General features: G+C 35.8%; 13 protein-coding genes. 3 read left to right on the top strand and 10 right to left on the bottom strand.

The annotated features are described in order from the left end of the window. From DKG80_RS08870 to DKG80_RS08845, 6 genes are all read right to left on the bottom strand, one after another. Complete coding sequence (locus tag DKG80_RS08870) at positions 1-2,511, bottom strand: zinc-dependent metalloprotease (protein ID WP_109830980.1); 2,511 nt, start codon at positions 2,509-2,511, stop codon at positions 1-3. A 90-nt stretch (positions 2,512-2,601) separates the two neighbouring features. Next, the gene (locus DKG80_RS08865) at positions 2,602-4,230 is read right to left on the bottom strand and encodes a sensor histidine kinase (RefSeq protein ID WP_109830979.1); all 1,629 of its coding nucleotides are present in this window, start codon (positions 4,228-4,230) and stop codon (positions 2,602-2,604) included. A 54-nt stretch (positions 4,231-4,284) separates the two neighbouring features. Beyond that, entirely contained in the window at positions 4,285-5,058 is a 774-nt protein-coding gene (locus tag DKG80_RS08860; RefSeq protein ID WP_221409090.1) for a LytR/AlgR family response regulator transcription factor, read from the bottom strand. Between the two features lie 183 nt (positions 5,059-5,241). Further along, positions 5,242-5,958: an RluA family pseudouridine synthase gene (locus DKG80_RS08855; RefSeq protein ID WP_109830977.1), complete on the bottom strand. Its 717-nt coding sequence runs from the start codon at positions 5,956-5,958 to the stop codon at positions 5,242-5,244. Positions 5,959-6,565: 607 nt separating this feature from the next. Then, positions 6,566-8,575 (bottom strand): oxidoreductase, encoded by a 2,010-nt coding sequence (locus tag DKG80_RS08850; RefSeq protein WP_109830976.1) that lies wholly within the window; start codon positions 8,573-8,575, stop codon positions 6,566-6,568. A gap of 70 nt (positions 8,576-8,645) precedes the next feature. Beyond that, positions 8,646-9,527 (bottom strand): DMT family transporter, encoded by an 882-nt coding sequence (locus DKG80_RS08845; RefSeq protein WP_109830975.1) that lies wholly within the window; start codon positions 9,525-9,527, stop codon positions 8,646-8,648. 198 nt (positions 9,528-9,725) lie between these two features. On the opposite strand from DKG80_RS08845, the gene DKG80_RS08840 reads away from it, so the two are divergent. Together DKG80_RS08840 and DKG80_RS08835 are read left to right on the top strand one after the other, a co-directional pair. Continuing rightward, on the top strand, positions 9,726-11,312 hold the full coding sequence (locus DKG80_RS08840) for a PAS domain-containing sensor histidine kinase (RefSeq protein ID WP_109830974.1): 1,587 nt from the start codon (positions 9,726-9,728) through the stop codon (positions 11,310-11,312). Positions 11,313-11,504: 192 nt separating this feature from the next. Next, positions 11,505-12,620, top strand: a complete 1,116-nt coding sequence (locus tag DKG80_RS08835; RefSeq protein ID WP_109830973.1) for a carboxypeptidase-like regulatory domain-containing protein — start codon at positions 11,505-11,507, stop codon at positions 12,618-12,620. An 8-nt stretch (positions 12,621-12,628) separates the two neighbouring features. Here DKG80_RS08835 and DKG80_RS08830 read toward each other — a convergent pair whose 3' ends face one another. From DKG80_RS08830 to nhaC, 3 genes are all read right to left on the bottom strand, one after another. Next, complete coding sequence (locus tag DKG80_RS08830; RefSeq protein WP_109830972.1) at positions 12,629-15,427, bottom strand: PD-(D/E)XK nuclease family protein; 2,799 nt, start codon at positions 15,425-15,427, stop codon at positions 12,629-12,631. A gap of 39 nt (positions 15,428-15,466) precedes the next feature. Further along, complete coding sequence (locus tag DKG80_RS08825) at positions 15,467-16,045, bottom strand: 3'-5' exonuclease (protein WP_109830971.1); 579 nt, start codon at positions 16,043-16,045, stop codon at positions 15,467-15,469. Positions 16,046-16,137: 92 nt separating this feature from the next. After that, the gene (gene nhaC, locus DKG80_RS08820) at positions 16,138-17,592 is read right to left on the bottom strand and encodes a Na+/H+ antiporter NhaC (RefSeq protein ID WP_109830970.1); all 1,455 of its coding nucleotides are present in this window, start codon (positions 17,590-17,592) and stop codon (positions 16,138-16,140) included. Positions 17,593-17,757: 165 nt separating this feature from the next. Between nhaC and DKG80_RS08815 the strand changes: the two genes are divergently transcribed. Continuing rightward, on the top strand, positions 17,758-18,708 hold the full coding sequence (locus tag DKG80_RS08815) for an aldo/keto reductase (RefSeq protein ID WP_109830969.1): 951 nt from the start codon (positions 17,758-17,760) through the stop codon (positions 18,706-18,708). 73 nt (positions 18,709-18,781) lie between these two features. Here the strand turns inward: DKG80_RS08815 and DKG80_RS08810 are convergent, their stop codons facing one another. Continuing rightward, positions 18,782-20,041: a glycosyl hydrolase family 28-related protein gene (locus DKG80_RS08810; RefSeq protein ID WP_162555773.1), complete on the bottom strand. Its 1,260-nt coding sequence runs from the start codon at positions 20,039-20,041 to the stop codon at positions 18,782-18,784. Between the last annotated feature and the right edge of the window lie 165 nt (positions 20,042-20,206).

Genomic DNA, 20,206 nt, shown 5'->3' with positions numbered 1-20,206 from the left:
TTATTTTTCTAGGTTGTATTTAATTCTTGCCAACAAGTCACCATAGTGCTCTCTGGTGGCTCTATCCCCTTTTTTCTTATTTTTTTCTAAAAATTTCATGACGCGCTCTAGCTCCGCACGTTTACCAGATGCCTCATCCGACACCCTAGGAATATAGCTGTAATGCACATTCTTAAAATGGCGATGAGAGCAACTCAGTGTTTTTTCATGTGTTTTCTTAAGTAGCTTTATTCTATCAATAGTCAATACGTCTACATAATTTTTTTGAGTCATACGCTCATATATTGATAAAGAGTGCTGAGATGGGTTCTTAAAAACAGCTTCGAATAGTGCATCATAAATATCATGAGCTGTAAATACCTTCTGTCCTTCCTTGTATAATACTTGATTATCAACCAGCCTCATCATTCTATTTGTTTTAAGAAGACTATACATCACTTCCTCTTGATATGCTCTCATAAGTGACACAGGAGAATAGTATCTCTTACCATCAGGGGCATCTCTTACTGCATACACTTTATTGATTAATTCAGGTGTAAAAAGCCAATTCTGGGGTAGTACAGCGTTATCAATCAAATACTTTAAAGATTTTTCTTGAATTTCAGTAGGTACAGGAACATAGCTATCCTTACCATCTCCATAGACTGAGTTATTGAGGTACACACCACCTATGTTAGCCATGACATGGCCTGTATAAAGAAGCCACTGATCGATCACTCCTTTGTAAAGCTTAGAGGCTTCGTAATAACTTTTCCCTTCCTCTTCAGTCCAATTAATGATCTCAGGTACTATTCTTTTCAAATTCAGTAATCCATACTGACTAGCTAATACTGCATCATTACCCAAATCTTCCGATTGTGCACGAGGATCTATGATTCCGTTACCTTGCTGAGGTCCGTAGAAATACAATGGATCATCTTCATGAGCTCTTAACCATTGATTGAGTACATCTACCTCTTCTTGTGGTGTTTTAGTATCTAACCACCTATAACCCCAAGCAATCGCATATAAATCATATACACCGATTTCTGGGTGAAGCTCTTTTATTGAGTCACCAGGTTGCGCCACATAGTTGTATCTCGCATAATCCATGATGGATGCAGATGTTCCTGCCATTTTTTCTGTAAAAGTTGGAGAACGCAGAGAATCAACTGGATAACTATAAGAAGCACCCATATTGTGCGCTAATCCAAAAGTATGCCCCACTTCATGAGAAGAAACGAACCTTATTGCCTCTCCCATATATTCATCCGAAAACTTATTAGCTCTTGCATTTGGATCTATAGGGCCTGTTTGTATTCTGATCCATTTATGCAGAGTCTTCATGACATTATGCCACCAAATAATATCTGCTTCCAATATCTCACCACTTCGGGGGTCAATTATAGAAGGCCCCATGGCATTTTGTTGATTTGATGCTGCATAGGTAATCACAGAGTACCTTACGTCATCAATATCAAAATCTTGATCATCAACATCTGGTATCTTAACCTGAATTGCATTTTTGAACCCTGCTTCTTCAAATGCCAAATTCCAATCTAATACACCTTTTTTGATGTATGATTTCCAATTGGAGGGTGTTGCGGGGTCTATATAATAGACAATGGGTTTCTTAGGCTCTACCAACTGACCTGCCTTATATTTTTCAATATCTTCTTCTCGAGGTTCCAATCTCCACCTTGTCAATAAGCGTCTATTTTCAACACTATGTTGCTCATCTGAAAAGTAATCCATTGGAATACTGAAGTAACCTATCCTATCATCTGCAAACCTCGGTTTCATTATTTGAGATGGTAAACGGACTATATTGACAGTAATACCGATTGTCAAAGGCATCGCTGGCCCACCTCCTTCTGTAACAGAGGTCGTCATCAAGGACTTCACTACAACATTTTCGGGAAAAGACTTGACGGATTCTATTTTCGATAACTTCGACTTGATACTCCCGCCTAAACCTGTGCTAGAAAGTAAGTCTGTAAAACTCTTCTCTCTTCCATCAAAAACTTTATTGACTTTAATAACAACCGACGTCGAGTCATCATTTTGACAGGCTATCTCGAATTCTTCTATGACCGATTCACTATAATTCTTCTTGACAGATAGAGTAATCAAATCCTCTTCAGGTGATTTCACTGCGGGATTTAAGGTCTTAACCCATACCTTCTTCATTAAGGTATCTTTATAAAAACGAATGAGCTTATTTTCATAAGCCATTCCTTTATTTAGCCCATGACCGTTTAGTGCATGAGGTACACTAGAGATTTTATTGACTATCAGTATGTCTTGAGCCAGTAAGGAGTCTGGGATTTCAAAATAGATGTCTTCCTTTAGTTGATACACACTGAAAAGACCTTTTTTCACCTGGCCTTCATCCATTAATTTCTTGTAAGAAAACTCATCGCTAGTACTATCAACTGATGTAGTGTCTTTTTCTTCCTTCGCTTGTGAATAGCCATCATAAGCAAAGAGTAGAAAAAACAGTACAACCCAACATCTCAAATAACTCCTCATACTTTTTATGATTTGATACAAACTTATAATTGCATCTTACCAACAAAAAAAAATTAGGACTGAGTGATCAAATTTTGGGAGTGAAATAATCTATTTTGGGAGTAAAGGCAAGTAACAGATAAACTTACTGTCGGCTATTTCCGTCCTAAAAGAATCTCCATAATAGTTGTAGACGTTTTTCAGATAGTCCAAACCTATCTGATGACTCTCTGTTTCCTTTTCGATTCTAGGGTTATAGTTATTGGATACGACTATTTGCTCAGCTTCAACTGTAACATCAATGTACAATGGGCTTTTCTTTGTAATCTGATTGTGTTTTATGGCATTTTCAACCAAAGTTTCCAAAGCCAAAAAGGGGATAAAAATATGCGTAGAATCACGATGATTTTCATTTGAAATCGAGACCTTTAGACTACTCTTGAACCTAACTTGTTGTAAAAAAATATAGGTTTCTAAAAAATCGATTTCCTCTTTTAAAGTGATTAGATTTTTTTCTGGGTCTTTTAGAAGGTATCTGTAAACTTCAGATAACTTAAGTACAAAATCCTGAGAAAGCACTGGGTTAGAGTCAATAAGTATGACTAAAGAGTTGAGGGTATTGAATAAAAAATGTGGGTTTATTACTTTTTTCAACCTTTTCAGTTGAAGAACAGCATTTTCTCGCTGATACTGTTCATTCATCAGTTTGAGTTGCTCTTTTTCTCGTTCGTAGAGTAAATTCCTATTGAACTCATTCTTCAACTGTAATCTAGATAGTCCTAATATGACAATAAAAGTGAGCAAGGTCAACCCACTAATCCAATAAAAATAACGTTTGACTGAAAGGATAGATTCTTGTTTGTTGATCTCAACAGGAAAACTAATGACATGAATTATCTGTCTTTCACTTGCAGCATTTAGCACATCGTAATACCTAATTACATCTAGAGCTAAAAACTCTGACAGTACTTGAGTACTTAATAACTTCTGAAGCGATGGAAAAGGTTCTTTTTCTAACTCTCTCGCTCTGTGAAATACCTGATCAGATGTAACTTCTTTAAAATAAGAATCTAAACGCTGACCTATATACTTAGATTCTGGATGAAATAGACAAATACCGCTTTCATCAAAAAGCACGTCATATCCACTTGCTGTAGGATACCGATAAGAATATTTCTTCCAAAAACCTATAAGATCAATATCATAACCAAAAACTAACACCTTATCAGGCAAAATTTCTTTAATAAGAATCTTGCGCTCAAAAATAGAATCTTGGTCTCTAACTATTTCACTCACCAATGTATCTGTATGTAGCCCTACGTGAGAAATGAGATTTAAAACTTGGCTCTCTGAATCAGTCTCTGAAAATTGAGAAAAAATCTTCTTGGTTCCTGTTTGAACATCTCGTACATATGCCCAACTGCTTACTATGTTATCATGAGCTAGGCTAAACTCACTTACCATTGCCAATTTTGAAAGTATTTCTTTGTCATCTGGCCTTGCAGCACTATCCAAAACACTGCGAGCGTGTATAGCATATGCGTCCAATTCATCTAGTAGAGAAGTAAGAGTGTTTTTCTGAGAAATCAATCTCTGTCTCATTACTTGTCCAGTAAGGTCTTTGGTTACATCTGTAATCCTATTAGCAATCAAATAATCAATTGCAAAGAATAATAAAATCAAGAAAACACTTACATTAAAGAAAAACCAGTGATTCTTTATCTCCCTTAAAAATTTCATTTGAACATTAAGATTTCGATACCTCTCATATTGGTGATTCCCAATTGACTTGATTTAAGCATTCAACCACTCTTTGAATGCATTTACATTTTTAGAGCTCACAATTATAGATTCCTCTGACAAAGCTGGTATATTCAATATGACACTGACTCTGCTTCCACTATATTTTGAAATCGATTTGATTGCAGCATGATTAATGATATACTTTCTATTAACCCTAAAAAATTTTCTAGTTGACAGTGTTTCTTCCAAGTTGGTAATTGTATCATCATACAAAAAACACTCTCCCAAGTTATTGAACAAATACAAGTATTTACCATCTGCCATAAAACAAGCTATATCATCAATATTCAGAGAAATAAATTGATCCCCCTTACCTACCAAAAACCTTTCTTGTCTTTTTCTGTTGACTTGTCGCTCTTCCCATTTAGTCAATAGTTTTTCAATATTATCAGTCTGTTGTTTTACGGATATACCAAGTGTGGTGTATTTTTCTAAAGCAGCGTTGAGCTTTTCGTAATTGTAAGGTTTCAATAAATAGTCAACAGCATAATAGTCGAAAGACTGTATGGCATATTGGTCGTAGGCTGTTGTAAAAATGATTGGAATCTTAATTTTAAGTGAGTCAAATACTTCAAAACTCCTTCCATCACCTAAGTGAATATCACTAAAAATAAGATCACAAGTATTGACTTTAAACCATTCAATAGCTTCTTTTTTACTGTCTAAAACACTTAGAACTTCGATCTCAAATGGGCTCTTATTGAGTAATTGAACAAGAAATTCAGCTCCTAACTCCTCATCTTCGATGATTACTACCTGCATCATATCGACAATTTAAGTTTCTATTACAATAAGGGGAGGCAACTAGGAAAGGAAAAAGAAAAATCTGAATATCAAAACACTAAAAATCAAAGATAATTGCTTCTTTCAAACGAACAAGTTTCAATATAACAGCCATCCAGTAAAAATCTAATGTTTACTTAAACATTCTAAGTCAAAAGTGATTCTTCATCTATCGTACTTCTCAAGTTTTCCAATGATCATTTGAATATCTTTTGGATAATCACTCTCTATTTTCACCGTATTACCATTGAGATCTTTAAACTCTAATGAATAGGCATGCAATGCTACTCTATCAAATAAAGGTCGTTCTTCTCTTTCTCTTGATGGCTTGTACTTCTTTTTAAAACTTGAAAGGAATACTGGTTCTCCTCCATATTGCCCATCTCCTACTATCGGATATTCTATATAAGCTAAATGTACTCTTATTTGATGGCGACGTCCAGTAACTGGTTTTGCTTCTACTATTGTATAATGTCCAAACTCTTGATATGTTCTAAATAGCGTCTCTGCTTCTTTGCCTTGACGATTGTCGACCCGAACCTTTCCTGAGCCTCCTATCTTCAATGGTAAATCAACTTTGATCACATCATCCATGAACCGACCTGCTACCAAAGCATGATAAACTTTCTGAACAGATCTATCTTCAAATTGCAAAGCTGCATGACGATAGGCTTCCTCAGTCTTGGCAATTAATAAAGTCCCAGATGTCTCTTTATCTAAACGATGACAGACAAACCCGTCTCCAAACTGTTCCTTATACAAAGACAAAATGTTATAAGGGTCATTTCGATCTTCCAATGTAGAGACGAAAGGAGGTTTGTTAATAGCTACAAAACTATCATCTTCATATACTACTAAAGACTTTATATCAATTCTCTTCAAAACTTTCTATTCAAAAATGGATTGGCAAATAAAATAAAGAAAGTGGCTAGATGTACTATAGTCATTTTATAGTGTCAGAAATTAAACCCGCTTTATGTATTAGAGGCTTTAGTTTTCTCCAATATCACAGAATAATTCAACCCCATTTAGGCAAATTTAATTTATGCACACTATATGGGGTATGCATATATGCAAGGGTCTTAGGGTGTGCATATATGCATAGTAGGTAGGGTGTGCATAATTTTTTCTGATGGGTAGAATACTATAAAACGATTTACACTTTTTTACTTGGAAATATTAATAGGTAGATGATTATTCATCTTTAAGCCTTGTATTGTAACTCCATAGTGAAAGTTCAAGAACAATTGAGGAATTTTAACAAAGAGACCAAGTACCATTATAGTCAATGTTAAAACCTAGTAAAGCGATTGGCTTGAAGTTTTCTAAACTTGGAATAAATTTTTTAATGGATATAGCCGGTTAAATACATTCGAGTCTGACTTGTGCAATAGAGGCTTATCAGTTCAAGTAGGTCTACTTGAGCTTTCAAAATGAAAATCTTGATGAGAACTAATGGAAACTGGAAAAAAGAATAGAAAATTTATAATTAGATAGACAGTGCAAGTTTAGTAGCTTGATCAATGGCTCTTTTAGCATCTAGATCTCCTGCTTGATAAGCTCCTCCTATCACATGACAATTCAAACCTTTACTTTTTAATTCCGCTGCTAGTTGATTGTTAGAGAATTGCCCAGTACACAAGACAATAGTATCTGCTGGTACGAATGAAGACTCGTCCCCCATTTTTATGTTTATACCATTCTCAGTGATAGACTCATAACTTACACCAGATATCATTTTCACTCCACGCTTTTTAAGTTCAGTTCTATGAATCCAACCAGTTGTCTTACCAAGACCTTTGCCCATTTTACTTGACTTGCGCTGAAGCATAGTAATCTCTCGTTTTGGTTGGTGATCCACCATTTCCCCATTAAGTCCTCCACGAAACTTACCATTTAGCTCTACCCCCCATTTATTAAGGAATCCATCTTCATTTTGCTGATGACTTAGATACAGTGCTACATCAAAGCCAATCCCTCCAGCTCCAAGAATAACAACCTTCTCTCCGACCAGGACTTTATTTTGCAACACGTCAATATAGGAAACCACATTGTGTGAGTCTACTCCTGAGATAGCTGGAGTTCGAGGATAAACACCCGTAGCAACTACAATTTCATCAAATCCTATTAAATCATTAGCCGATACTTTTTGGTTGAGCTTCACATTCACTTCACTTATCTCAAGTTGTTTATTAAAGTACCGGATAGTTTCATAAAACTCTTCTTTACCGGGGACTTTCTTCGCTATATTAAACTGACCTCCAATTTCTGCCTGGGCATCAAATAAGGTAACTTCATGCCCTCTCGATTTTGCATTGATTGCAAAAGACAATCCTGCTGGACCAGCCCCCACTACAGCAATCTTTTTAGCAGTTTGGACAGCTTCTATATTCATTATCGTTTCATGACAAGCTCTAGGATTTACTAAGCAACTCGCAACTTTTTGTTCAAAAACATGATCAAGACAGGCTTGATTACATGCGATACAGGTATTTATTTCATCTTCCTTTTGCTCATACGATTTTTTTACGATTTCTGGATCTGCCAAAAATGGTCTCGCCATTGACACCATATCCGCATGGCCTGCAGATAATATTTCTTCCGCTTTTTGAGGCGCATTGATTCGATTGGTAGTTACAAGAGGAATTGACACCTCCTTTTTCATCTTGGCCGTGATTTCTGTAAATGCACCTCTAGGTACCATTGTTCCTATTGTAGGAACTCGAGCTTCATGCCAACCAATCCCAGTATTAATTATATTAACTCCATCAGCTTCAAGAGCTTTAGCTAGAATCACAATCTCCTCCCAACTACTCCCTCTCGGGATTAAGTCAAGCATTGACAGTCTGAATATTATAATAAAATCATGCCCTACTTTTTCTCTTATCCCTCTTACTATTTCTAATGGAAATTGTATTCTATTTTCATAACTGCCACCCCATCGATCTTCACGCATGTTTGTATGCTCTACTAGAAACTGATTAATCAAATAGCCTTCAGACCCCATTACTTCCACCCCATCATACCCAGCTTCTTTGGCTAGTATTGCACACCTTATGAAGTCCTTAATTGTGTTTTCCACTCCTCTATTCGATAATGCAAATGGTTTGAATGGTGTAATCGGAGACTTAATTGCAGACGGTGCTACATTGAATGGATGATATCCATACCGTCCAGCATGCAAAATTTGCATGCAAATTTTCCCTTCGTATGAGTGTACAGCTTTTGTAATCAGTTGATGTTGTTTTATATGACTTTTTCGCGTTAAACGCGATGAAAATGGTTTGACCCATCCTTGTCTATTGGGAGATATACCGCCAGTTACGATTAACCCTACTTGCCCTTTAGCTCTTTCAGCGTAGAAAGCTGCTAACCTCTCATAGCCTCCCTTTTGCTCTTCAAGACCTGTATGCATTGACCCCATCAACACACGATTCTTAAGCACTGTAAATCCTAAATCTAGAGGAGTGAAAATGTGAGGGTATTTTGTATGCTTCATAATTGGGTAGCCTTATCCCTCTATAAGTTACCCAATTCAACTCAACCTTGAAAGGTATCAAACATTAAGATCACTTCTTAGACACGAACCAAATCCCTAAAATGACAAGACTTGTCCCTGCCGCTTGAAGCCAAGAAAATGACTCCCCCAATAAAAAATAAGCTAGTAGAATAGTAGATATTGGCCCAAGACTTCCAATAATAGAGAAATTAGGAGCACCAATAATTTTAATGGCATAAGAGACCAAATAAGAGGGAATAATGGTTGAAAGTATAGCCATCGCTGAGCTATACCAATACACTTCAGTAGGGTAGTTCAAAAGTTGCGAATCTATATCCATAGCAAAGTGTGCGGATACACAAATACAGGATATTATCATTGCCAAAGATGTGAACATAGTAGCACCAAACTTAGGAATCAGCCAGCCACTTCCTACCAAATATCCAGCATAGCAAGTTGCACTTAAGAATATAAGTCCTCCTCCAATCCATACTGCATCACCTTCAATTTGCAGATCTCCATAAAATGAAACAAGTATGCCCAAATAAGTTATGAGAATAGCAATGAGCTGAGTGGAGTTAATTTTAGTTCTGAGAAAAATGGCCGAAAACACTACTACAAGTGTGGGGTAAACAAAAAGAATTATTCTTTCCAGCCCTGCCTTGATGTATTCCAAACCTAAAAAATCAAAGTAGCTAGCCAAATAGTATCCTACAAACCCAAAAAAGACCAACCATAAATAATCCTTTGAAGATACTCTTGGTCTCTTTGTTTGAAACAGCCTAATAGCAACTATGATGTAAATAGGAAGAGCAAATATCATTCTTAGCAACAATAAAGTAACTGGCTCCACTTCATATTGATAAGCAAGCTTGACCATTACTGCCTTTGCAGAAAACATTACGACACCTACTATGGCTAAGGCTACTCCTAGATTTTTTGACTGGGTCATTGAATTATATAGATAATTAATTAAACTATACTTTGATTTTTCACCAAAACGAGCAGCAATTTAAACGATCTACCTGCCTTACAGGAGGTTAATTGACAATAAGATGATATTGAAGTAGGTTTGCCTGCGTAAATTTGATTAGGAGTTTTATTTACATTTTCAACCAACCCAACCAGTTAAAAGAATCATTAAGTTTATATGGACATAATAATGTCAACTGAGTCACTATTAGGCATGTGTCTGATAGTTGGATCGATATCCACGTTTTTTGACAAAAGATATAACCTCGATAAATCTCCTTCGACTGGTGATTGGGATGAGATCTTAAATGAAAATGAAAAACTGAAACTCATTTTATCAACATCTCACAAGGAGGCTAAAATGGCTAGTTGGTTCTGGGATGTGGAGAAAAATGAAATATCATGGTCTACAGAAATGTACGAAATATTCGAACTTTCCAAGGAAATTGGACCATCAATAGATTCTATTCGAGACTTAATAATTAATGAGGATCAAAGTGATTATGACGATGCTATCCAAAAAAGCATTTCGAAAAGTGGACCAATACCGACACGAATTCAATATAGAATTAAAACCAAATCAGGAATTCTCAAACACATTTCTGCTAAAGGATCAGTCATTAGAGACTCAGATGGAAATGCATCTAAAATTATCGGAACCGTTCAAGACATTACGAATCAGTCTGAAGCAGCTGAATATCTAAACCAAACTAAAAATAACTACGAACTATTAACAGAAACTCTACCATTAGGAATCTATAGAGCGAAAATAGATACTGGCAAAATACTCTTTGTTAATGAGACAATGCTAGAACTATTTGGTGCTTCAAGTGAAGAAGAATTTTTATGTCTTAGTACTCCCTCTCTGTACAAAGACTCCGAAGACAGACAAAAATTTCTTAGTGAGTTACGGAGTAAAAAAAGACTACTCGATTATAGGGTTGAGCTTTGTAGACAAGATGGATCTTCTTTTGTAGCAGAAATAAACTGCCTTGAAAAAGACGGAGAGATACACGGAATCATACATGACTCTAGTATCAAATCACAGATAGAAAGTGAAAAAAACGAACTCATTGGTACCCTTAAGTCCCAAAATGACGATTTAGAAAAGTTCGCTTATATCATTTCTCACAACCTAAGAAGCCCTTTAGCTAACATAATGGGGCTAACTCAATTAATTGATAAAGATTCATTGAGCAACCAAAACAAAGAGGTTATTGAGTTACTTGGAGTATCTACCAATAATTTAGATCTCATTATTAAAGATCTAAATCACATAGTATCTATTAGAGAAAGCAAGAACAACCATTATGAACTAATTCAAATTGGTAAGATTGTCGACCAAATAATTGAAAATCATAGTGAAGAAATTATCTCTAAACAGATTCAAATCAACTCTAATATTTCAACAAACGATCAAATCCACTGTATATCTGGATTTATTGATGGAATTTTAGAAAACCTGATTGATAATGCCATTAAGTTTTATGACGTTGAAAAAGGTAGGCGATCTATTCATATCTCATTTGAAAAGAAAGCAAACACTTATGATATAAAAGTAGAAGACAATGGTGTCGGTTTTGAAGCCAAACAAAACACTGAAAGATTGTTTAAACTATACGAAAAGTTTGATTCTGATTTGCCAGGACGTGGAGTAGGTCTTTATAAAACATATAATCAGGTGAATGTCTTGAAAGGTAAGATCAGTGTATGCAGTAAAAGGCTAAAAGGAACTTCAATACACATAGAGCTGCCCAGATATTAGCCCTATTGAAATAATACAAATGGCAGTGTTTTAATTGCACTATTCCAATATTAGCTATCGTTTTTCGACGAACCCCCTGCCATCCTTCGATCAATAGGCTTCTAAATTCTGGGAACTTTTTTTCAGCCCCTCTACCTTTGAAGTAGATAATTTCCTGTAATACAGATAGTTTATCATACTTTAAAAAGACTTATGAAGAATTTGTTTCTTTCTATAGCATTAGTGGTATCGAGTCTCAGAGTTGCTACTGCCAATACCCCAGTTCTAGTTACTGGGTATGTAATGGATGCCCAAACTCACGAACCTCTTCCATTTGCTAATGTTATCTATGCTCACATAGGTACTACTACTAACTTCGATGGAGAATTCGTATTACTAATTGACAACCCTGACCAAGAACATGAACTACTGGTCAAATTCATTGGGTACGAATCACAGTCTATACCACTATCTAAAAACATGAATGATATTCATATTCAGATGAAACAGTCTACGGAATTTCTGGATGACATAGAGGTATATTCTGCGGAACTTATTATGAAAGATGTAAATAACTTTCACCAGATCAATTACGAATACGGTGACCAGCTAATGAAAACATACTATAAGGAATCTGTAAATACACCAAATGAATGCGCTTACTTGGCGGAAGGAATTTTTGACATCTATCTTCCAACGATTTACAGTAAGGAAAAATCTATTGTAGAAGCTAAAAAGACCAGACGCAAAGAATTTCTTTCTTTAGATTCTCTTGGTATCCCTATGTTCAACGGACACGCCAGTGACATGATACAAAGCGCGACTCGCAGAGAAGACAGCTTCTTGAATAAAGACAATATGAATAACTATGTGTACTCAAAAGAAAGTATCACTAATTATGACGGAAAAGAAGTCTTCATACTAAAGTTTGAACCTAGAAACAAAAAAGGGAATACACGAGGAACACTATATGTAGACTCAGAAACGAAAGCAGTCATTAAAGCAGAATATTTCCCTGTCATTGACAATCAAATTTTCTGGACCAATGTAAAATGGACAGAAGAGTACGTCCATATTGATGGAACTTGGTATATTCATACAGTTTCTTATTCTGGGACATGGGATCACTACGGACAGACATATTCTTATAAAGCTCTGCTAGTAGTCACTGACTTTGACACGGTATCTGAAGCACCTCAGATGACCAATGCTCTACATGATGATGCTATATTTTTTCATGAAGCTACTGGATTCTCAGAGAACTTCTGGGATGATCACAACTATGTAAAACTTACTCTCAAAGAAAAAAATGCTTTAGTAATGGAATAAACACTCTTTTATTCCTTGAAACATAGCGCAGCGTATGGACAATAAGAACATTTCTTTTCATCATCGGTCTGTACAAAATCTACACTAGGGTCAAATATTTCGCTTAATAGAGAGATTAACCCTTCCTTATATTCATCAAGATAATCTCGTGCGTCAAAGACCACTTTCTTTGTAGACCTGTCCAAGATCTCTACAGAAAAATCTTTCTTAAATAAGTCTGAACTATTAAATAAACCTGGTTGAATTGCTATAGAAGTATCATTGTTTTCAGAATACAATAGAGCATAATAAAACAATTGAAAAACAGCCTTATTTCTTTTATCATCTTTAGGATCAAATAAAGAATCTAAACCATAAAATTCTCTACTATCCTTTCCAGACTTATAATCTAGTATCCTAATTCGCCCTTGATATTCATCTACTCGATCTATTATTCCTTTTAGCCCCACATGATGCCCACCTGTGAGATTCAACTTAAGTTCAATTTCCCAATCTGTACGCTCAAGTCCAACAATAGTGAATGGTGAATACTGTTGATCATGTTTGATAATCTGCTCCATGAACTTCTTAAGCACCTCATATACTACTTGTTGCCTTCCTAACACTTTAGATTCATCATCTAGAGATAATCGATTGGACAAAAAAGACTCTCTGAGTGCCCCCTCAATATCAAGGCTTTCCAAATCTTTAGATTCAATAAGATCCTTACCCTTATATAGATATTCCATAGCATGATGTAGTAAATTCCCTAGTAAAGCAGGGTCTACATCTTCCTTAATTTCGTCTGGCTCAAAAAGGTTCTTTACATACTTAAAACAAAACCTCATGGGACACTCCAAATATGTACTTAGTGCAGACGGTGATAATTTTTTATAGCCTTCCTCAATTGTATACTTCATTAACTCCGACATGACTTCATCATCTTTGACGACTGTGATTTCTTTCGGCCTCTTAACATCCACCTTATTAACCACTAACTCCTCAGAAATTTTCAGCCCAGATTCATGTTGTATCTGCTTTACATATCTACTTAGTTCTCCATTGTGATTGAACTCGGAGATATTATTATAATAAAACTCAATTTTATTAGCATCCTGTAGTAATCTATAAAACAGATAAGACTGCATCGCATCATTATTCTCGACGACAGGAAGATCAAACGCTTTTCGGATATTATATGGAATAAAAGAACTGTTGGAAGAGTCCGAAGGCCATGCACCTTCATTCATACCTATTACGATCACATTTTCAAATGACAAATTCCTAGTCTCCAAAACTCCCATGACCTGTATATCCCTTTGGGTATCTCCTATCAATGGAATTTTTATAGTAGCGCCTAACTTCTTAAAAAGCTTGATAAAGGAAGCCATTTCAAACTTCACATTACTCTCTGACAATGCCATCGATATATGCTTTAACATCTTATGTAGCAGCTGTCTTGCAGATTTGTCTAATTCATTTAAATCATCAACAGACATATCCTTCAGCATCACAATCATAGAGTCTAATAAACTCTGTACATCAATATCTGACTGAATAACAGACTCAGATTTAGGAATTATCTTTTTTACTGCATCTATGCTATGATAAAACAAGTTTTCCTTAAGCACTTTCGCCTGAAAATCATCAACCACCTCACCATCAACCTCTAGTAAGTCGGCATATTGTAATATCTCATTGATTGAGTCAATATGTAAATATTTTTTTTGGGATGCTTCAGATACTAGGTTCAACAACTGACCAAAAAGTAGGCAAACCCTAGATCTATCAAGTGACCAACCAGCTGTTACATTAACTTTAGCATCCATTGGAGGGAAATACTCAATCAATGAAGGCAATAGACTATCATCAGTCACCACCACAAGTGTGTTCTTGAGTTGTCCTAAATTATACTTTTCAGTGATTGATTGGGTTGCACTCATCACCTGCCCCATCCCAAAAGGAGCTGCAATTACCTTTACTGAGGTATCTCTTTTTGTGATCTTATTGACCGCATCCCGATGAATAGATTTTTGTAGAATCGGGTCATTAGCATATTGTTGAAAAAAAACTCCTGCCTCCTGAACTTTACTATTAAGATAATACTCGTCAATATCCCAGAATATATCACAAGTTGGTTCTAATAAATGAGTCTTTATGATCTTTTCCTCCGCTTTGGTCAATGCGTTGAAACCTGCAAACCAAACATCCTTTCTAGAATAATTACTATTGGCAAATTCGCGAAAAGCTATTCCCTTATAAATGGCGGAACGTTGATCCAGCTCCTTAATAAACGATTCATATAAAGGTTTCAAAACTTGCCAAGTCTTGATAAATTCTTGTTGTTTTTTATTTGGTGTAGGTAAGAATCCCTTCCAAAATTGTTGAATCACTTTTTTATCATGGTCAGACATAAAGCTAAAAGACTCCTCCAACTCTTTCTGTGACTGAACAATACGAAAAATGTGACTTGGATCTACCAAATAATTATCAATATCATTGAAGTCTTTCAATATCATTTCTCCCCAAGAAAAGAAGGAGTCAAATGACTCGGCATACTCATTTAGCCGTGTGTAAACACTGTATAGAATAAGGTTAAGTTGCAAATCATCCAATACCGTTTTTGATTGCTGAGCTAGGACATACTCTTCTAAGGAAAAAATTTGAGGAGACCATATAGGCTGATTATAGACCTTTGATAGTTCTTGAGCAAAATAGACTCCAGCTCTTTTATTGGGAAAAACAATAGTTAATTGGTCGCAATTAGTACCATAATTTTCTTGACACTTAGTTGCTAATGAGGCTAGAAAGCCAGATGATTTAGGCATTTTGGGTATTAAAAATTTCGGAGATAAAAGGTAGGTAAACTAAACTTCTAGCGATAGAAGTCTTTCGTAAACTTCAATACAAATCCAGGCATCTGTCGCTGCATAGCTTATCTGAGCTTCTGTCAATACTTCATTCTCCCAGTTTGAAACTTGCTGACTTTTTGAGATTCTTCCTTTTAAGAACATCCCTGCAAAATTTCGAGCTCCTATACTTTCAAACTCAAGTTCTTTAGCCATAACATTCAAATCAACAAAACCAGATGGTTCAAAATCCTTTAGCTTTTGAAGATCTTTAATATCATCATGTATACCTATGCCTGCTATAGCCACAGACGGGTTTTGAAAAAGTTCGACCATTTCATTGGTAAAACCTGTTTCCAGTAACCTGAATAGAAATGCCCTTTCTTTTGTAGCTAGTTGTAGAAGTGCAACTGGAAAAACTTGCCCTTTTTTAAAAGCGGGTTTGGTTTCAGTATCAAAACCGATTAACTCATGTTTGGACAAATACTCAATAGCCGCCGCAACATCCTCCACTTTATCAATCAAGCAGATTTCACCTTCAAACTTGATCAATGGTAATGCATTAACTTCCTCCTTTGTAATTTTCCTTACTTCCATCAATCCTCTTTTCTTCAAAGTCTAGCTACTATCGGCATCTTTAAATATAAGATACTTCTAACAATTATTAAATAACTACTCCAGCAAACAATTCAACTGGCTACTTCATCAGCGTTCAATCGGCGAATTTTAAAATTCAAATACCCAAAGGCAATAGTCATCAATGGGCTAATTATATTAAAAAAACAGTATGGAATAAATGCACCTGTAGTTACACCTAAAACTCCTGCGTGATAAGCTCCACATGTATTCCATGGTACCAATACCGATGTCACGGTACCACTGTCCTCAAGAGTTCGACTTAAATTCTCAGGAGCCAATCCCTGATTTCTATATTTATCTGCATACATCCTTCCTGGAACAACGATAGCGAGGTATTGATCTGAGGCTGTGAAATTGAAAAAAGTACATGTTCCAGCAGTGGCTGCAATCAAACTTCCTGTACTTTTAATTCCACTCATTAATGTAGTCACGATTTTGCGCAGCATTCCAGTACCTTCCATTACACCGCCAAATATAATTGCAGAGATAATTAACCAGACTGTATTTAACATACCGTACATTCCTCCGGAACTCAATAAATCATTTACCATCTCGTTAGATGTAGTCACTGCAATTCCTCCATATACTGACTTCATGGCACCTACAAACATAGCTTCCCACCCTCCGGAATTAAGGCCACTCACTTCTTGTAATATTGGTTTTTGAAATAGAATAGCTACTAAAATAGCTAAAATACTACCTACGAATAATGAAGGCAGTGCGGGTACCTTTTTTGCAATCATTACCACTACTATAATTGGCACAACAAACAGACCTAAATTGATATTAAACTTTTCATCAATTATGGATAGAACTTCCAATGTATATGTGGCATCCACATTAGTTTCAGCTGTAAGACCTAAGACTATAAAAATTATCAGTGTTACTACAATACTCGGAATCGTAGTAAGTGACATGTATTTAATATGAGTGAATAGATCTGTACCAGCCATAGCTGGTGCTAGATTAGTCGTATCTGATAATGGAGACATTTTATCACCAAAATAAGCTCCTGATAAAATTGCTCCAGCAACCATTCCTGTATGAATCCCCATTGTCTGCCCTATTCCTATAAGTGCTACTCCTACTGTAGCAGCTGTAGTCCAAGAACTACCAGTGGCTACCGAAACTACTGCACAGACCACGCATGCAGCTGCTAAGAAGAAATCAGGATTCAACATCAATATCCCATAGTAAATCATGGCAGGTACGATCCCACTGACCAACCAGCTACCAGAAATAGCTCCAATCATAAGAAGTATCAAAATAGAAGGCATCGTAGAGTTAATACTTTTTAACATCCCCGCTTGTACCTCATCCCAAGAAAATCCTCTTAGCATTGCTATAATAACAGCTACAGCAGCAGAAACTAGTAGTACGATTTGATTGGATCCGTCTAACGCAGCATCTCCAAAAACGAAGACGTTAAAACTCAGGAATGCGGTCAAAAAAAGGATAGGTAGGATGGCTTCTATTAAGGTGAAATCTTCTTTTTCACTTGTCATATATGTATTTGCCTTTTGATAAGGGCGAAAGTTATAAAAAAAAGCGCAGCCATTTTATCCTAAGTCCATATTTTGAACCTGTAATTGTTTCTGTAGGGATAAAATTCGTTGTTGATTTGTAACTCAAAATTTTAAATTGCTGGTTCAACTACGAAAGACATTAATATGAGAACACTGACATTTGATAATGGTGATCAAATGCCGATCCTAGGACTTGGTACATGGAAATCTGCTCCAGGAGAGGTATACGAGGCAGTATTAGAGGCGATCAAAATAGGCTATAGACACATCGATTGTGCATATATCTATGGCAACGAAAATGAAGTAGGTGATGCTATTCAAGAAGCCATAAAAACCGGTTTGGTGGCGAGAGAAGATCTATGGATTACTTCTAAACTTTGGAATTCTTTTCACAAAAAAGAAGATGTTGAAGAAGGTATGAATAGAAGTTTAAAAGCTCTTAAACTTGATTATTTAGACTTATACTTAATTCATTGGCCAGTGGCTATGAAGTCTAGAATAGACTTACCTTCTAGTGGTGCTGACTTTATTTCATTAGAAGAAATCCCTTTAATTGAAACTTGGAATGAGTTGATAGAATTAAAGAAAACAGGTAAAATAAAACATATTGGTGTTAGTAATTTCAGTAAAAGTAAAATTGAAGAAATCACTAAACTTTCTGGTATAAAACCTGAAATGAACCAATTTGAAAGACATGCTTATAACCAACAACCTGAATTGGTAGATTATTGCCTGAGTGAAGGTATTAAGGTTACTTGTTACTCTCCATTAGGCTCTGCAGATAGACCCGCGAGAGTAAAGAGAGATGACGAACCAGCTCTTCTTCAAAATGAAAAAGTTAAAGCTATAGCAGAGACCAATGGCATTTCTGTGGCTCAAGCATTGATTGCTTGGACTATTGCCAAGGGATTAGTTGTTATTCCTAAATCTACCAATCCTGAAAGGCTAAAACAAAACTTAGATAGTAAAGACATTACTCTTTCTACCGAAGACATCGCTACAATTGACAGCTTAGATTTAGGTCATAGATACATTGACGGACAGTTTTGGGCACAAGAAGGCTCTCCATATACTGTGGAATCTATTTGGTCATAGAGTTTAAATGATTAAAAACGGCAGACTTGACAGTCTGCTGTTTTTAATCCTTACTTAGATTGTACTAATAGTATTATTTACACTGATACTTCATATTCCTAGTTACATATATGCGCTGATCTGGAAAGCCATTAGACTCAATAACTGATTCTTTACTAACATTTATTTTTGGGCCATAAATATTCAAAATCGGTGCAATAGAAGGACCAGAAAACATTGCAGTGTATTGTTTATTTCCTTCAGGTTTTGCAACGTCAGGTCTGATATCACATGGCAAATACCTAAAAAACTTATACTTGACCATAGCTTGTTTTTCAGAGCTGGTTGCTTTTACATTCCTTATAGAGGTAGATGGATCTAGCTTACCTTCGACGAAACCTTTACTGCGTAAATTGTCATTTAAGAATTGTTTCTCAATACTAACTGCAGTTGCCGACCCTTTAGCTATGACATCTTTTATTTTGATAATTCCATTTTCGGATAATCTAGGATTTAGTACTACTCCTGCATAACCACTTTCATTAGCTACTCTTTTAGCAACCACATTATCTACACGAACATGCCTCATAAGGAATGGCTCTACATTCAGCCAAGGCTCAATGCCTAAGGTTGTTCCACCTACGGCCGACACATTGTCTATGTATAAATTATCTCCAGTTGATATTTTTACCAAGTTCAACCAATACTGTAATCCTTCACCAGAAACATTCTTTACCACTCCATTTCTTACTTTTAGGATTTTCCCTTTGTAAACAGAAGCTAGAATGCTTATTGGACTTAGTACCATACCATCACATAATACCTTCATGTTACTAACAGAAAAATTCTGAGCATTGAAAACAGTTACCGCCTTTCCTTTGTGATTATCAGCCTCTGAGAGGTTGACTGTAAAACTGCCCCCCATTCCAGTTATGCTCATATCATCATATATTTGATCGCCTTTAATCCCTATATAAAACACTGAATATTCAGAATGCTGCCCTTGTCTATTGAGATAACCTTCACGCCTAGGTTTAATTACAGTTCCTGGTTCAATTTGCAGGTGGACGCCAGGTTTTAATCTAACTTCAGAAAAAGTATATTTTCCTTTTTGAATATAGACGGCACCGCCATTTCTAGCTGCTACAAAATCAATTGCCTTCTGCAACAACGGTGAATCATCTGTATCAAAATCATTATCTATTTTATAATCCTTTTTAAAATTGACCAATAGATAATGATTGAGTGGTGTCTTGTAATAGTCATTTTCATCAAAGGATTGACCTTTGACGTATGGCTGGCATATCAATATGAACAATGCGCCTAACCATAAAGTAATAGTTCGTCTTGTCATACCATTCATCATTCAGTAGTTACTAAGTATCCTTTAAGTGTCCAATTAAAATGAGTCACATTGGTACAGTCATTGATCACTGACACTTAAACGATCATTTGAAGATAGGTAATGATTAATCATCTTAAAAAAATTCAATTAGATATTTGAATTCCCCCCTCATAC

This window comes from Reichenbachiella versicolor (assembly GCF_003171675.1).
In the GTDB taxonomy this organism is placed as follows: Bacteria; Bacteroidota; Bacteroidia; order Cytophagales; family Cyclobacteriaceae; genus Reichenbachiella; species Reichenbachiella versicolor.
This window is presented reverse-complemented; position numbering and strand designations above follow the sequence as displayed.

Excerpts from the sequence above, each read along its gene's own strand:
- DKG80_RS08870 (WP_109830980.1), bottom strand. The coding sequence starts at position 2,511 with ATGAGGAGTTATTTGAGATGTTGGGTTGTACTGTTTTTTCTACTCTTT.
- DKG80_RS08865 (WP_109830979.1), bottom strand. The coding sequence starts at position 4,230 with ATGAAATTTTTAAGGGAGATAAAGAATCACTGGTTTTTCTTTAATGTA.
- DKG80_RS08860 (WP_221409090.1), bottom strand. The coding sequence starts at position 5,058 with ATGATGCAGGTAGTAATCATCGAAGATGAGGAGTTAGGAGCTGAATTT.
- DKG80_RS08850 (WP_109830976.1), bottom strand. The coding sequence starts at position 8,575 with ATGAAGCATACAAAATACCCTCACATTTTCACTCCTCTAGATTTAGGA.
- DKG80_RS08845 (WP_109830975.1), bottom strand. The coding sequence starts at position 9,527 with ATGACCCAGTCAAAAAATCTAGGAGTAGCCTTAGCCATAGTAGGTGTC.
- DKG80_RS08840 (WP_109830974.1), top strand. The coding sequence starts at position 9,726 with ATGGACATAATAATGTCAACTGAGTCACTATTAGGCATGTGTCTGATA.
- DKG80_RS08835 (WP_109830973.1), top strand. The coding sequence starts at position 11,505 with ATGAAGAATTTGTTTCTTTCTATAGCATTAGTGGTATCGAGTCTCAGA.
- DKG80_RS08830 (WP_109830972.1), bottom strand. The coding sequence starts at position 15,427 with ATGCCTAAATCATCTGGCTTTCTAGCCTCATTAGCAACTAAGTGTCAA.
- DKG80_RS08825 (WP_109830971.1), bottom strand. The coding sequence starts at position 16,045 with ATGGAAGTAAGGAAAATTACAAAGGAGGAAGTTAATGCATTACCATTG.
- nhaC (WP_109830970.1), bottom strand. The coding sequence starts at position 17,592 with ATGACAAGTGAAAAAGAAGATTTCACCTTAATAGAAGCCATCCTACCT.
- DKG80_RS08815 (WP_109830969.1), top strand. The coding sequence starts at position 17,758 with ATGAGAACACTGACATTTGATAATGGTGATCAAATGCCGATCCTAGGA.
- DKG80_RS08810 (WP_162555773.1), bottom strand. The coding sequence starts at position 20,041 with ATGACAAGACGAACTATTACTTTATGGTTAGGCGCATTGTTCATATTG.